This window comes from Clostridia bacterium, from assembly GCA_024653205.1.
GTDB lineage: Bacteria > Bacillota > DSM-521 > Neomoorellales > SLTJ01 > JANLFO01.
In genome coordinates, this window is sequence record JANLFO010000002.1 from 129,068 (window position 1) to 143,779 (window position 14,712).

Sequence of the window (14,712 nt, forward strand, 5' to 3'; positions counted from 1 at the left end):
GAAAGGGTGGTGAAGGAAGTGAGCGCGAGCGAGCGCGTGGGGGCGGTGATGGTAGTCGGCGGGGGCATTGCCGGAATGCAGGCCGCGCTGGACCTGGCCTCTTCGGGTTTTTACGTTCACCTGGTAACCGACAGCCCTTCCCTGGGCGGGCGCATGACCCAGCTGGACAAAACCTTCCCCACCAACGACTGTGCCATGTGCCTTTTGGGTCCGCGCATGACCGATACCCTAAACCACCCCAACATCGCCATCCACACCTGCAGCAACGTGGAGGGCGTGACCGGCAGGCCCGGTCAGTTCCGGGTGAAGGTCAGGAAGAGGCCTCGCTACATCAACCTCCGGGAATGTACCGCCTGCGGCGACTGCGAACAGGTCTGCCCCGTGGAGGTACCCGACCTGTTCAACGAAGAGATGAACACGCGCAAGGCGGTCTACAAGCTCTTCCCGCAGGCCGTGCCCAACAAGTACCTCATAGAGAAGCGGGGCACCCCTCCCTGCCGCTCCACCTGCCCGGCCGGAACCAACGTGCAGGGTTATGTGGCTCTCATTTCTCAGGGCAAGTTTACCGAAGCCCTGGAGGTGGTGCGCAGGCGCATGCCCTTCGCCGCGGTGTGCGGCCGTATCTGCCACCACCCCTGCGAGGAGGAATGCAACCGGGCCGAGTTCGATGCTCCGGTGGCCATCCAGTGGCTCAAGCGGGCCGCGGCCGATTTCGGCGAGGACAGGCCGCCCGCACCGCCGGCAGAGCGCCGGCCGGAAAAGGTGGCGGTCATCGGCGCCGGGCCCGCGGGCCTGGTGGCCGCCTTTGACCTGGCCCAGGAAGGCTTCCGGGTAACGGTCTTCGACGCCCTCAATGTGGCCGGGGGCCTGCTGCGCGCCGGCATCCCGCGCTACCGCCTCCCCGAAGCGGCGGTCGAGCGGGACCTGGCCTGGTTGCTGGCCGGCGGGGCAGAGCTGAAACTCGGCGTCAGGGTAGGGCAGGACGTGAGCTTTGAAGACCTGCGCCGCGAGTATCAGGCGGTTCTCATAGCCGTGGGCGCCGGCGCCAGCCGGGGCCTCGACGTCCCGGGAACCGACCTTGAGGGCGTCTGGCCGGGGCTTTCCTTCCTCCGGGAGGCCGCCCTGGGAGACCGCCCGCAGGTGGGCAGTAAAGTGCTGGTGATCGGCGGCGGCAACGTGGCCGTAGATGCGGCGCGGACCGCCCTGCGGCTGGGTGCGGAAACGGTGGAGATAGTGTACCGGCGCACCAAGGAGCAGATGCCGGCCCACGCCTGGGAGATCGCCGAGGCGGAGGAAGAAGGAGTGGTGGTTCACACCTGCTGGGTCCCGCGCCGCATCCTGGGCGAGAACGGCCGGGTTACCGGGATGGAGTTCATCCGGGTGGAGCCGGCGGTGGATGCGGAAGGCCGGTTCGCCCCCAGGGAGATACCCGGCTCGGAGCGGGTGTTCCCGGCGGACACGGTGATCCTGGCCGTCGGCCAGGCGACCGACCTTTCCTTCCTGGGTCCGGAGAGCGGGGTGGAGGTGCGGCGCGACGGCACCATCAAGGTGGACCCGGTGACCATGGCCACCACCGCAGCCGGGGTCTTCGCCTGCGGCGACGTGGTGCTGGGTCCTAGCTCGGTGGTGGAGGCGGTGGGCTCGGCCCACGAGGCCGCCCTTTCCGTCAGCCGCTACCTGCGCGGCGAGGACATGGCCGCCGGCAGGCAGAAGGAGACGGGCGACAAGCTCGGTCCCCCGCCCAAGGTGAAGGTGGAACCCAGGCCGCGGCTGGAACCGCGCCTCTTGTCCCCCGCCGAGCGCCGGACCGGCTTCGGCGAGGTGAGCCCGGGGTATACCCGCGAGGAGGCCATTGAGGAGGCCAGGCGATGCCTCAATTGCGGCATATGCTCGGAGTGCCTGCAGTGCGCAGCCGCCTGCCAGAAGAAGGCCATAGAGCACGACCAGCGGGAAGAGATGGTAGAGATTGAAGTGGGCGCGGTGATTGCCGCTCCCGGCTACTCTCTCTACGAGGGCCGGGCCGCCGGGGAATACGGGTACGGGGTCTACCCCAACGTCATGACCAGCATGGAGTTCGAGCGTCTGCTGAGTTCCACCGGGCCCACTCAGGGCGAGATCGTACGACCCGGCGACGGCGCGCACGTGCGGCGGCTGGCCTTTATCCAGTGCGTGGGGTCCCGCGACGAGGCGCGGGCGGCAGAGTACTGCTCCGCCGTCTGCTGCATGTACGCCACCAAGGAGGCGCTTATTGCCCGCGAGCACGACCCCAATATCGAGCCCACCATCTTCTATCTGGACATGCGCTCCTACGGGAAGAATTTCGACCGGTACGTCGATACCGCCAAGGTGGCCGGTGTCCGCTATCTCCGGTCCATGATTTCGGCGGTGAAGGAAGACCCGGTAACCAGGAACCTGATCATCAGGTACGTTGCGGACGGAGAGATAAGAGAGGAAGAGTTCGACCTGGTAGTTCTGTCCGTGGGCCTGCGGCCGCCGGCGGCAGCCCGCGAACTGGCCCGCGCCCTGGGTATCGAGCTGAACCGGTACGGTTTCGCCCTTACCGATCCCCTCAGGCCGGTCTTCACCACCCGCGAGGGCATCTTCGCGGCCGGAGCCTTCCAGGGCCCGAGGGACATACCGGAAACCGTCATGAACGCCAGCGCGGCCGCTGCCGCCGCGGCAGAGTTCCTGGCGCCGGCGCGGGGTCAGCGGGTGCGGGCCAAGGAGTACCCGCCCGAGCGGGACGTCTCCTCGGAAGAGCCCCGGGTGGGGGTATTCGTCTGCCACTGCGGCCTGAACATCGCCTCGGTGGTGGACGTGGAAGCGGTAACCCAATTCGCGCGGGAACTCCCCGGAGTGGTCTACGCGGAGCACAACCTCTACACCTGCTCGCAGGACAGCCTGAAGCGCATCCAGGAGATCATCGAGCGGGAAAGGCTGAACCGGGTGGTGGTGGCCTCCTGCACCATCCGCACCCACCAGCCCCTCTTCCGCGAGGCGCTGCGGGAGGTCGGGCTGAACCAGTTCCTGTTCGAGATGGCCAACATCCGCGACCAGTGCTCCTGGGTGCACCGACTGGAGCCGGAAGAGGCCACCGCCAAGGCAAAGGACCTGGTGGCCATGGCCGTGGCCAAGGTAAAGACACACCGCCCGCTGCACCTAAGCCCGGTACCGGTGGTTCAGAAGGCGCTGGTGGTGGGCGGAGGCGCGGCCGGGCTGACCGCCGCCCTGAGCCTCGCCGAGCAGGGCTACGAGACTTTCGTGGTGGAGAAGGAGGCAGAGCTGGGCGGCCGGCTGCGCTTCCTGCGCTACAGCCTGGAGGGTGACGATCTCCAGATCTTCCTGCTCGGTCTGCTGCAAAAGGTGCGCGAGCATCCGCTGATCAAGATCTATACCCGCGCCCGGGTGGAGGACTTCGGCGGCCACCAGGGGCACTTCGTCACCACCATCTCGGTGGGCGAGGCGGGCCGGGAACACGTGCGCCGCACGGTTAGGCTCGAGCACGGGGTAGTAATCGTGGCCACGGGCACCGAGGAGAACCGTCCGCGGGAGTATCTGCTCGGTCAGGACCCGCGCGTGCTCACCAACACCGAGTTCGAGCAACTGATGGCCGCTTCCCCTACCGTGGCCCAGGCCTACGGCCAGGTGGTCTTCATCCAGTGCGTGGGCTCGCGCAACGCCGAGCGCCCTTACTGCAGCCGGGTTTGCTGCAGCCACAGCCTGAAGAACGCCCTGCGCCTCAAGGCCAGCAGCCCCGGCACCGACGTGTTCGTGCTCTTCCGCGACCTCCGCGCCTACGGCTTCCTCGAGCACTACTACCGTCAGGCCCGGGCCAGGGGAGTGATCTTCGTTCCCTACCCGGACGACCGGCCGCCCGAGGTGGAGCGCCGGGACGACGCCCTGCGGGTGCGGGTCTTCGACCGCAGCCTCGGAGAGGAGATCAGGCTGCAGCCCGACGCCCTGGTTCTGGCCACCGGGGCGGTGGCGCCGGCAGGGGTGGAGAAGCTGGCCAACCAGCTCAAGCTGACCCGCAACGAGGACGGGTTCTTCGTGGAAATGCACGCCAAGCTGGGGCCCATGGACTGTCCCTCGCCCGGCATTTTCCTCTGCGGCAGCGCCCACGCACCCAAGAACCTGGGAGAAGCGATCGCCCAGGCCCAGGGCGCGGCCGCCCGGGCGGCTACCGTCCTATCCCAACCGGAACTCCTGGTGGGCGGCGTAGTGGCCGTGGTCGAGCCGGAAAAGTGCGCCGCCTGTTTGACCTGCGTGCGCGTCTGCCCTTACGGCGTTCCGCGGATCAGCGCCCAAAACGTGGCCGAGATCAACCCCGTGCAGTGCCAGGGCTGCGGGACCTGCGCCGGCGAATGCCCGGCCAAGGCCATTCAGCTCGAACACTATCGCGACGAGCAGCTCATGGCCAAGGTCACCGGGCTCTTCTCGGCCTAGAGGGGGTGGGCAAGGCATGAGCGAGTTCGAGCCCAAGATCGTGGCCTTCTGCTGCTACTACTGCGCCTATGCGGCCGCCGACCTGGCCGGTTCCATGCGGCTGCCCTATCCGCCCAACATACGCCTGGTGGAGATGCCCTGCTCCGGCAAGATCGACGCCCGGGTGATCCTGGAGGCCTTCGAGCAGGGTGCGGACGGCGTCTACGTGGCCGGCTGCCTTGAGGGCGACTGCCACTTCCTCAGAGGCAACTACCGGGCCAAGAAGCGGGTCGCGGCGGTGAAGAAGCTCCTGGCGGAGATCGGCCTGGAGCCCGAGCGCCTGGAGATGTTCAACCTGTCCGGCTCCATGGGGCCGCGCTTTGCCGAGATCGCCAGGGAGATGACGGAGCGCATCCGCGCCCTCGGGCCCAGCCCGCTGAACCGGGCGGCCGGGAAGAGCGGCGCGGCTCGGTCATGAAAGGCCTAGAGGAGAAAGCGGGGGACGAGGAAATGATCGTTGCCGAGGGAAAGCCCCTGGAAGAGGTCTACCAAATGATAGCCGGGGCCAGGAAGGTACTGGTGGTGGGCTGTGGCGGCTGCGTGACCGTGTGTCTGGCCGGCGGGGAGAAGGAGACCGGTATCCTGGCCGCCGCCCTGCGGATGAAGCGCCAGCTGGCCGGTGAGCCCCTGGAAACCGTAGAGGTCACGCTGACCAGGCAGTGCGACCCGGAATACGTGGATCAGCTCGAGCGCTTCGTTACCGACGATGTGGACTGCATCCTTTCCCTGGGCTGCGGCGTCGGCGTGCAGTTCCTGGCCGAACGTTACCCCAAGCCCGTTTTCCCGGCTCTAAACACCAAGTTCGCCGGCGGCACGGTAGCGCACGGCCAATGGGAGGAGCGCTGCGGGCTCTGCGGGGACTGCGTGCTGCACCGCACCGGCGGCATCTGCCCGGTCATCCGCTGCGCCAAGAGCCTGATGAACGGCCCCTGCGGCGGATCCCAAGACGGAAAGTGCGAAGTGAACAAGGAAACGCCTTGCGCCTGGCAGCTCATCTACGACCGGCTGAAGCTGCTGGGCCGGCTGGATCAGCTTCTGCAGGTAGAACCGGTTAAGGACTGGTCCAAGGCCAAGGACGGCGGGCCGCGGAAGGTGCTGAAGGAAGAGGTGATGCTGCCGTGAGCGTGCCCACCACGGAGAGCAAGCTGGAAAAACTCCTCAGCGAGGGCAGGTTCGTGGTGACGGCGGAGATCGGGCCGCCGAAACACGCCTCCGCCGAGGGTATCCGGCACCACGCCGAGCTTCTCAAGGACTACGTGGACGCGGTAAACATCACCGACAACCAGACGGCGGTAGTCCGGCTTTCCAGCATCGCCGCGGCGGTACACTGCCTGCAAAAAGGCGTGGAGCCCATAGTGCAGATGACGGTCCGGGACCGAAACCGCATCGCCCTGCAAAGCGATCTCCTCGGTGCCTACAGCCTGGGGGTCCGCAACGTGCTCTGCCTGTCCGGCGACCACCAGTCTTTCGGCAACCACCCCACCGCCCGGAACGTCTTCGACATCGACTCCGTGCAGCTTATTGCCACGGTGAAGATGATGCGGGACGAGAAGAAGTTCCTGTGCGGTGAGGAGATCAAGGAGCACGAGCCGCGTTTCTTCATCGGCGCGGTGGCCAACCCCTTCGCCGATCCCTTCGAATTCCGCGTCCTGCGCCTGGAAAAGAAGATTAACGCCGGCGCCCAGTTCATTCAGACCCAGTGCATCTTCGACCTCGACCGTTTCGATCGCTGGATGGCCATGGTGCGGGAGCGCGGGCTGCACCAGCGGGCGGCCATCCTGGCCGGAGTCACCCCCCTGAAGTCGGCCGGAGCGGCCCGCTACATGCAAACCGTCCCGGGCATGGTGGTTCCCGATGCCATCGTGGAGCGGATGAAGAAGGCGGCGGACGCGAAGGCCGAAGGCGTGGAAATATGCGTGGAGCAAATACGGCGCCTGCGCTCCATAGAGGGAGTGGCCGGGGTGCATATCATGGCGGTGATGTGGGAGGAAATCGTCCCCACCATCGTGGAGAAGGCGGGGCTGCGCTCCTGCTGAGCCCGGGCGCATAAGAACTGCGGGCGGGCATATACATTCTTGCGAAGAGGGCAGGCGCGGAGGTGTTACTTGCCTTGACCCGCAGGTTCAGCCGAGAATGGGAGACCCGACTGCTGTCCCTGGTGGACCGGGCCGTAGAGCTGGTGGTGGAGTCGGGTCGTGCCTCAGGTGAACTTTCGGACCGGCCACGCGAGGAAGCAGCGGCACTCATGGCCCAGGCGGCCGAAATGGCGGTGGAACTGCTGGAGGGCCGCACCGAACTTCTGGAAAGGCTCCTGGAGCAGCTGGTGGCCCAGCGTCTGGCCGGCACAGAATGGGTCAGGACCTCGGAATGGTTTCGGCGCGAGCTCCAGTCGGTCATCCGCTCGGGCATAGAGCGCTACCGGACCGGCCTCGAGTCCAGGGAAGCCGCTTCTCCGGAGGTGCTTGCAGAAGCGCAGGCCGAAGCCGGCGAGCCTGCCCCGCCGGCGGCAGAACCCGGAGAGAGGGAGGAGGGTGCCGGGGACCCGCTGCGCCGCGCCCTGGCCCTGCTTTTCCCCGGACGCGAGGTCAGAGAAAGGTACGCGTTCCACGGCACGCTGCTGGATTACTTCCTGCCGCAGGAGCGCCTGGCGCTGGCAGTGGAAGGAAGACCCGGGGTCAGGCCGGTGCGGCAGGAGTACTTCTGCCGGCAGGAGGGTATTACCCTGGTCGTGTTGGATCCGGCGACCGCAGAAGACGCCTGGCAGGCGGCCCGGTTCATCCGCCGCGCCCTGGGCAGAACTGCGGTCGGGTAGGTGTCACGGCCCGCCGGAGCGTGAAGCTCGAACCCCGGTTCGGCCGGCCGAGCGACCGGTACGAGGGGAACCTGGACTGCCGGCAGGACAAACCGGGATGCGTCAGGCGAACTGACTGTTGACCGGGGCGCGCCGGGGTGGTAAAATCCTGCCTAAGCAGGATCGGCAAAAGGCGAGGAAGGGGAAGAGTAGGCGGGGCTCGGCTCCTCAGCAAGCCGGGGAGGATGTGAGCCCGGTAGTCTGACCCTGCCGAAGGCGGCCCCGGAGCCCCGGGTCGAAGCAACAGTAGGCCGAGGCGGTTTGCCCCCGTTATCGGGCCGGAGAGGGTTGGTAGCAGCCAACTAGGGTGGTACCGCGGGAGATCTCCCGTCCCTAAGATCGGGCGGGAGATTTTTTGGTGCAGGGGAGGGTATCATGGAGAAGCGCATACTGGAAATCCTGGCCGGCGACGCCCGGCTGACGCCCGAGCAGATAGCGGCCATGATCGGCGCCCCGCCGGAGGAGGTGGCGGCGGTCGTCCGCCGTCTCGAAGAAGAGCGGGTGATAGTCAAGTACCAGACGCTGATCAACTGGGAAAAAGTGGGCGATAGCGGCGTAGCGGCGCTCATCGAGGTGAAGGTCACGCCCCAGCGCGACCTCGGCTTCGATCAGGTGGCGGCCCGCATCTACCGCTTTCCCGAGGTCAGGTCGGTGTTTCTGGTTTCGGGTTCCTACGACCTCTCGGTGATGGTGGAGGGCAAGGACCTGAAGGAAGTGGCCCGCTTCGTGGCCGAGAAGCTGGCCACCCTCGAGCACGTTCAAAGTACGGTTACCCACTTTGTCCTCAAGACCTACAAGCAGGACGGGGTAATCCTGGAGGACCAGGAAACCGACCGCAGGCAGGTGGTCAGCCCGTGAACCCGGAGGATTTTCTGAATCCCGTGGTCCGGGACCTTCCGCCTTCCGGAATCAGAAGATTTTTTGATCTGGCGGCGAACACCAGGGGGGTCATCTCCCTGGGAGTGGGCGAGCCGGACTTCGTCACCCCCTGGTTCATCCGGGAGGCCTGCTTTCAGGCCCTGGAGCAGGGGTACACCATGTACAGCTCCAACTGGGGCCTGCCCGAGCTGAGGCAGGAAATAGCCGCCTACCTGGAGAGGCGATACGGGCTGAATTACGACCCGGGAGAGGAGATGCTGGTCACCGTGGGGGCCAGCGAGGCCGTAGACCTGGCCCTGCGGGCGGTCCTGCGCCCCGAAGACGAGGTGCTGGTGCCCGAGCCCAACTACGTCTCCTACAAGCCCTGCAGCGTGCTGGCCGGGGGCCGCCCGGTGGCGGTGCCCACCCGGGCCGTCCGGCAGTTCAAGCTCACCGTGGACGACCTGCAGCCTCACCTCAGCCCCAGCTCCCGGGTACTCATTCTCTCCTACCCCAACAACCCCACCGGGGCGGTGATGCGGCGGGAGGACCTGATCCCGCTGGCGCGCCTGGCAGAACGGCGGAACCTGCTGGTGATAAGCGACGAGATCTACGCCGAACTCACCTACGAGGGCACCCATACCTCCATCGCCTCGCTGCCCGGGATGCGCGAGCGTACCGTGCTGATCGGCGGTTTCTCCAAAGCTTTTGCCATGACCGGCTGGCGGATCGGGTTCGCCTGCGGCCCGGCACCCGTGATCCGGGGAATGGTCAAGATCCACCAATACACCATGCTCTGCGCCCCCATCATGAGCCAGAAGGCGGCAGTCGAGGCCCTGCGGCGCGGCCGGGAGGCGGTAGAGAGAATGGTGCGCGAGTACGACCTCCGGCGGCGGCTGGTGATCCACACGCTCCGGCAGATAGGCCTGGAGTGCTTTGAACCGCAGGGCGCGTTCTACGCCTTTCCCTCCTTCCGGGGGCTGGTGGACTGGACCGCCGAGGAATTCTGCACCCGGCTGCTGGAGGAAGAACGGGTGGCGATAGTTCCGGGAACGGCCTTCGGCGAGAGCGGGGAAGGCCACTTCCGGCTTTCCTACGCGGCCTCAACCGCCACCCTCATGGAAGCCTTACGGCGGCTGGGGAGTTTCTGCGCCCGGCACCGGCAGCGTCTGTGGCAGGCCGGGCTGGGATAGGGAAGGACAGGCGCCGTACGGTCAGATTTACCGCCAGCACGTTGAGGGCGGTCATGTGCTCTACCGCCCGGGCCACCTTCTCCTGAACCTCCCGGGCGATCCGGGGGAGCACCGCGCCGTACGGAAGCTCCACGTCGGCGCTGATGATCACGCCTTCCGGCCGGGTCAGCACCTCCACCCGCTCCAGGCGGACGCCCAGGGCGGCGGCGCCGGCGGTGGCGATGGTCACCAGAGCCTCGTTGGCGATGTAGAAGCGGCCCAGGTAGGTGAAGGTGGGCCGCACGATGGACTGGTCCACCCAGAGGGTGTGGGGCGTATCCGTTTCCCCCGGGCGGCGCCTCAGCAGGGCCCGGAGGGGCTGGATGGCGGTTCCGGAAAACCGGGGCTTGACCTCTACGGTAGGCGCGGGGATGACGTGCCGGCCGAACCGGCGGGCCCGCCTTGCCCGGGCAATGGCTTCTGGGGAGGCCACCTCAAAGATGTCCACTATCTCCTCGGGGTCCGGCAGCTCCAGGTTCCGCGCTATCCGCCGGGCCATTTCTTCCGAGGTGGCCAGGACCAGGACCTTTTCCGCACCCAGTTCCCTTATCCTGGTCTTGACCGGCCCGGCCTGCTCCGGATCGGAGAAAAGGGCCGCCCGGATCGCGCCCACCCGCGTGGGCTGCTTCTTGGCCGAGCTTCCGGCCAGGATGCGGTTGTCGGCGATCAGCAGCCCGTCGTCGATGATGGCCTGGGCCCCGCATTCGTGCGCCACCAGTTGGGCATGGTGGCTCTTGCCGCTGCCGCTCGGCCCGATCAAGGCCACTACGCGCATTTCCTCGCCTCCCGTTCTGGCGAAATTATATGCCAAGGCCGGTTCTTTTACCAGACCCTCCTGGTTCGTGCTATAATGGTGGGGAGGCAATCGCTGGTCTGGGGGAGGGGACGGGGTGTCGTCGGTCGCGCCGGATCTGCTGGCCGGTTTTGCTTCGGTCCTGTGGGGAAAGGGGACGGTGGCGGTTCCCAACCTGCTGCTGGCCAACTACGCGCGGCTGGGCCTGACCGAGCCCGAGGTAATGGTGATCCTTCACCTCCTTCGCCTGGAAGCCCTGGAGGGCGATCACTTTCCCACTCCCGAGAAGTTGAGCCGCTTCATGGCCGTGGATGCCTCCAGGGTGCGCGAACTCATGGCCTCTCTCATGGAAAAGAAGTTTCTTAAGGTGGTCCCCGAGGGAGAATCCCACCGATCCGGTTACCGGTACAGCTGCGAGGAACTGGTGCTGGGCCTGGCCCGGCTCTGGCTCTCGGATCAGGCGGCCAACCCCTCTTCGCCCCAGACGGAGCCGGAGGAAGGCGAGCTGTACCAGGCCTTTGAGCAGGAGTTCGGCCGGCCCCTCTCACCCCTGGAGAGCGGCCAGTTGGTGGAGTGGTGCCGCCGCTATCCCCCGGAGCTGGTCCGGGAGGCGCTGCGCCTGGCCGTACTGCGGGGAGTCTACAACTTCCGCTACATCGACTCCATCCTGCGGGACTGGGAAAAGAAGAACGTGCGCACGCTGCGGGAAGCGCAGGAACTGGAGGCGCAGTTTCGCGAGCGGCGCCGCAAGCGGAGAAGCCAGCAGTCCAAGGGTTCGGAAGAGGAATGGAAGGACGACAAGTATAAGGATCTCTACCTCAGCTAGGGAGCGGGATCGCGCATGGCGGATTGGGAACCGCTCGGTCGCATACTGACCTCACTGCCGGCGCGCCGCGCCGCTGCGGCCCCGGTTCCGGACCGGCCGGAGGAGGACACGTGCCCGCACTGTCACGGTCGGGGAGTGGTCCTCAGGGACGATCGGGCCGTACGCTGCTCCTGCATGCGCCAGAAGAGCCTGGCCAGAAGGCGGGAGAGCGCCGGACTCACCCCCGCCCTGCAGCGGCAGACCTTCGCCCGCTTCGAGCTCGGTTACTATGAGCCCGAGTTCCTGGAAACTGCCAAGCGGAGTCTGGCCGCCGCCAGGGAGTTCGTGCGGGAGTGCCTGGAGGGCGGGGCGAGGCGGGGGCTCCTGTTCACCGGCCCGGTGGGCAGCGGCAAGACTTTCCTGGCCTCGGCCATCGCCAACGCCCTGGTGGAAAGGGGGCACGACGTATTCTTCGTGGTGGTCCCGGAACTCCTGGAGGCCATAAGAAGCGGGATCCGGCCGGATTCCGAAGGCGACAACGAGATGGAGCGGCGGGCCCGCACCGGCGCCGTCCTGGTGCTGGACGACCTCGGGGCCCACAACTACACCGAATGGACCAGAAACACGCTGTACTCCCTGCTCAACTACCGGATAAACCACGAACTGCCCACGGTGATCACCACCAACCTCAGCCTGGAACAGCTCGAGTACTACCTGGGGGAGCGCACCACCTCCAGGATTCTGGAGCACTGCCGGGTTTACCGCCTGCGGGTCGGGCAGGACATCCGGCGGGTCAAGGCGACCCGGGCGGCCGGCGCACCGTTTGAGGGCCCGGATACATAGGATGCATCGGCCCCCTTTGCGGAAGGGGTCAGGCGCATGGGAGCAGCCTAGGTTAGGAGGACAGCCAATGCGCATCCCGGTTTGCGACCGCTGCAAGGCCAGGAACGTCGAAGGGGTCATATGCCGTCACTGCGACACCAGCCTGTGTTACGACTGCCTGGACATGCACCCGGAAGAGATGCGAATATGCCCTGCCTGCGGGGAGTTCCTCTGCGAGGAATGCTACCAGGGCATGGTGGAGTGCGACGTTTCCAGGCAGAAAAGGCCTATCCGGCCGCCGGAGCGGGATCTGCCGCTGGACAACGGCCTTTGAGGGAGCCTCGGACTGCGAGGGTGCATGTATTCTTGCCCGCGACCGGCTCCTGGGGTTTGACAGCGATCACGGCCTGCGTTATACTATGTTTGGTCGCGCGCCCGTAGCTCAGGGGAGAGAGCACTGGCCTCCGGAGCCAGGAGCGCAGGTTCGAGTCCTGCCGGGCGCGCCAGGATACCAGCATAAAGGTAGGCCCTTAGCTCAGTCGGTAGAGCAGCTGACTCTTAATCAGCGGGTCCGGGGTTCGAGTCCCCGAGGGCCTACCAGAAAATCCGGGGTTCAGGGAGCTTTCCTTGAACCTTTTTTGTCGGCTTTTAGACGGGGTATCCCCGATGGCACGGTCTTAAAGGAGGCATTCACCTGAGCGAGGCTTGGTGTGCGGCAACGGGCTTTTCGCGCGATACTCGGGGGATCATATGACAGTAGGGCAGCTGCAGGACGGCAATTCTCCGTGGAAGAAGCAGATAGCTCTATTCCTGGCCACCAGCTAGTTCAGAGGCTACAGGAGCATGTCCTTGAAACCATGAGGCGCATGCCGGAATGCCAGCCTGCACAGTCTTATTGCCAAGGGGCTTGTCGAGGCGGTTATGAGCGGGCATGGCAAGGCCAGGCGTAATAGATACCGCCTTTCTCGCTAGGCACTGTTTGCCCGTTGCCATTGTGTTTTGCCACATCATGGCTCGGGGAAGGCCGCAGGGGAGCACACGCCACCACGATGAGTACCTCTTCACACGATGAGTACCTCTTCAAACAACGGCGCTAGAGAATACCCAATCATCGTTACCGCCGCGGTCATCCGCCGGGGTGATAGGGTGCTGGTGGCCCGGCGGCGGCACGGGCACCTCGCGGGCAAATGGGAATTCCCCGGGGGGAAGCTGGAGCCGGGCGAAGGCCCGGAGCAGTGTCTGGCGCGCGAGATCAGGGAAGAACTCGGCCTGGCGGTGCGGGTGGAGGATATCTTCGCCGCGGTCTACCACCGCTACGAGACCGGGCCCATCCTGCTGCTCGCCTACACCTGCTCTCTGCCCGAGGGATGGCGGCCCGAGGCGGACCCGGCCCCGAGCGGCGCGGTCAGGTGGGTGTCTGCGGAGGAGCTGGGCCGGCTCGACCTGGCTCCGGCGGACGTGCCCATAGCGGAAAAGCTCGGGCGAGAGGCACCACCCGGGCAACACTCCGGTTAAGGAAGCCCCTTTGCAGGCAGGCAGAAACCGCCCAAGAATTGTTCCCGCCCGTCCGCGTCTGGCCGAAGGGTTTGTCAGGGCGGCCGGGCGGAATTATAATCTATGGCAGAGCCAAGGTTTGGATGGTTCGCACCGGGAGGGATATGAGTTGAAGGTCGAGGTGCCTCCGGCATCTGCCCACCGCCTGATAAATCACGGCTGCGTGGTGCTGGTCACCAGTGCTTCCGGCGGGCGCACCAACGTGATGACCGTGGCCTGGCAGACCCCGCTTTCGGCCCGGCCGCCGCTGGTGGGCGTGTCCATTGCCAGCACGCACCTGACCCACGAGCTGATCGAATCCGGCGGGGAGTTCGTGGTCAACGTTCCCGGAGCAGAGCTGCTGCCCAGGGTGCATCTGTGCGGGAGCATCTCCGGCCGCGAGGGGGACAAGTTCCGGAAGGCAGGACTGACTCCGGGCCCGGCCCGAAAGGTAAGGCCTCCGCTGATTGAGGAATGTCTTGCCCACCTGGAGTGCGTGGTGGTGGCCCGCCACCGGGCCGGCGACCACACCTTCTTCGTGGGCGAGGTGGTGGCGGCCGCTGCCCGGGAGGGGCTGTTCTCCACCTACTGGGTGGATCGGCCCGAGGCCTCCACGCTCCATCACCTGGGAGGCAGCCGCTACTACGTCAGCGGCCCGCGGAAAGAGGCGCGACATGGAGATTAACCTGGACTTCGCCTGGGCCAAGGCGCAGGAGGATTTCGCCCGGATCGATCCCCTGGAGGCGGCCGGGAGGGCCGGGGCGGAGCCGATCGACCGGAGCACGCTCCGCCTGCGCTACTTCGGCCGCCCGGTTCTGGTGCGCCACCCGGACGGGGAGAGCAGGCCGGAGACCGGGCCGCCGCTGTCCCGGCGCGAACAGATACTGCTGCTTCACTACCTGGTCTGCGCCGGCGGCGCTCCGCCCGAGCGGCAGTGGATCAGCTTCGGCGAGATCCCGGGCGGAACCATCTACCTTCAGCCCTTCCGGCAGCGCTGCCTCCGGCCCCTGATTCGCCGTTTCGGAACCGACCCGGCGGCCCTGGCCGGTGCCGCCGCGGCCCTGGGTGGGGAGCCGCTGGCCCTGGGGGACGCGGCCTGCGCCCTGCCGGCCCTTCCCCGGGTGAGCCTGGCGGTCATCCTGTGGCAGGGCGACGACGAATTCCCGGCCAACGCCACGGTGCTCTTCGATCGCGGGGTGACCGGCTACCTGCCGCTGGAGGACTGCGCCACCCTGGCGCAGCTGGCGGCCATGTACCTCGTCGGTGCGGCCTCGGGCCGGCCCCAGACGGCACCCCCGGAACTGCGGCTGAAGTAGCCGGACAAGGGGGCGAC

At 66.6% G+C, this 14,712-nt stretch carries 14 protein-coding genes, 2 tRNA genes and 1 other annotated feature; of the genes, 15 read left to right on the plus strand and 1 reads right to left on the minus strand.

Going from position 1 to position 14,712, the window contains the following annotated elements:
• Positions 1-48 precede the first annotated feature (48 nt).
• From NUV99_01785 to NUV99_01815, 7 genes are all read left to right on the plus strand, one after another.
• On the plus strand, positions 49-4,446 hold the full coding sequence (locus tag NUV99_01785; protein ID MCR4418866.1) for an FAD-dependent oxidoreductase: 4,398 nt from the start codon (positions 49-51) through the stop codon (positions 4,444-4,446).
• Positions 4,447-4,462: 16 nt separating this feature from the next.
• Positions 4,463-4,903: a hydrogenase iron-sulfur subunit gene (locus tag NUV99_01790; protein ID MCR4418867.1), complete on the plus strand. Its 441-nt coding sequence runs from the start codon at positions 4,463-4,465 to the stop codon at positions 4,901-4,903.
• 32 nt (positions 4,904-4,935) lie between these two features.
• Positions 4,936-5,607: a methylenetetrahydrofolate reductase C-terminal domain-containing protein gene (locus NUV99_01795; protein MCR4418868.1), complete on the plus strand. Its 672-nt coding sequence runs from the start codon at positions 4,936-4,938 to the stop codon at positions 5,605-5,607.
• Between the two features lie 2 nt (positions 5,608-5,609).
• On the plus strand, positions 5,610-6,521 hold the full coding sequence (locus NUV99_01800; protein MCR4418869.1) for a methylenetetrahydrofolate reductase: 912 nt from the start codon (positions 5,610-5,612) through the stop codon (positions 6,519-6,521).
• A gap of 74 nt (positions 6,522-6,595) precedes the next feature.
• The gene (locus NUV99_01805) at positions 6,596-7,297 is read left to right on the plus strand and encodes a hypothetical protein (GenBank protein MCR4418870.1); all 702 of its coding nucleotides are present in this window, start codon (positions 6,596-6,598) and stop codon (positions 7,295-7,297) included.
• 166 nt (positions 7,298-7,463) lie between these two features.
• Positions 7,464-7,674, plus strand: a binding site (T-box leader).
• Positions 7,675-7,711: 37 nt separating this feature from the next.
• Entirely contained in the window at positions 7,712-8,194 is a 483-nt protein-coding gene (locus NUV99_01810) for an Lrp/AsnC family transcriptional regulator (protein ID MCR4418871.1), read from the plus strand.
• Complete coding sequence (locus tag NUV99_01815) at positions 8,191-9,387, plus strand: aminotransferase class I/II-fold pyridoxal phosphate-dependent enzyme (protein MCR4418872.1); 1,197 nt, start codon at positions 8,191-8,193, stop codon at positions 9,385-9,387. The genes NUV99_01810 and NUV99_01815 overlap by 4 nt, the downstream gene beginning before the upstream one ends.
• On the opposite strand, the gene NUV99_01820 is transcribed toward NUV99_01815, so the two are convergent.
• Positions 9,311-10,201, minus strand: a complete 891-nt coding sequence (locus NUV99_01820) for an Asp23/Gls24 family envelope stress response protein (protein ID MCR4418873.1) — start codon at positions 10,199-10,201, stop codon at positions 9,311-9,313. The two genes, NUV99_01815 and NUV99_01820, sit on opposite strands and share 77 nt — an antisense overlap.
• 115 nt (positions 10,202-10,316) lie before the next feature.
• Here NUV99_01820 and NUV99_01825 point away from each other — a divergent pair, with 115 nt between their 5' ends.
• The 8 genes from NUV99_01825 (at position 10,317) to NUV99_01860 (ending at position 14,695) form a co-directional block, all read left to right on the plus strand.
• Complete coding sequence (locus NUV99_01825) at positions 10,317-11,045, plus strand: DnaD domain protein (protein MCR4418874.1); 729 nt, start codon at positions 10,317-10,319, stop codon at positions 11,043-11,045.
• Between the two features lie 15 nt (positions 11,046-11,060).
• Positions 11,061-11,867, plus strand: a complete 807-nt coding sequence (locus NUV99_01830; protein ID MCR4418875.1) for an ATP-binding protein — start codon at positions 11,061-11,063, stop codon at positions 11,865-11,867.
• 67 nt (positions 11,868-11,934) lie between these two features.
• Complete coding sequence (locus NUV99_01835; GenBank protein ID MCR4418876.1) at positions 11,935-12,180, plus strand: hypothetical protein; 246 nt, start codon at positions 11,935-11,937, stop codon at positions 12,178-12,180.
• Between the two features lie 97 nt (positions 12,181-12,277).
• Positions 12,278-12,352: transfer RNA gene (locus NUV99_01840), tRNA-Arg, on the plus strand.
• A gap of 18 nt (positions 12,353-12,370) precedes the next feature.
• Positions 12,371-12,446, plus strand: a tRNA-Lys gene (locus NUV99_01845).
• 468 nt (positions 12,447-12,914) lie between these two features.
• A complete protein-coding gene (locus tag NUV99_01850) occupies positions 12,915-13,361 on the plus strand; it encodes a (deoxy)nucleoside triphosphate pyrophosphohydrolase (GenBank protein ID MCR4418877.1) in 447 nt (148 codons plus the stop codon).
• 148 nt (positions 13,362-13,509) lie between these two features.
• Positions 13,510-14,064 carry a flavin reductase family protein gene (locus NUV99_01855; protein MCR4418878.1) on the plus strand — a complete coding sequence of 185 codons (555 nt, stop codon included), beginning with the start codon at positions 13,510-13,512 and terminating at the stop codon, positions 14,062-14,064.
• Complete coding sequence (locus tag NUV99_01860; protein MCR4418879.1) at positions 14,054-14,695, plus strand: DUF3786 domain-containing protein; 642 nt, start codon at positions 14,054-14,056, stop codon at positions 14,693-14,695. Before NUV99_01855 ends, NUV99_01860 begins: the two co-directional genes overlap by 11 nt.
• Positions 14,696-14,712 lie beyond the last annotated feature (17 nt).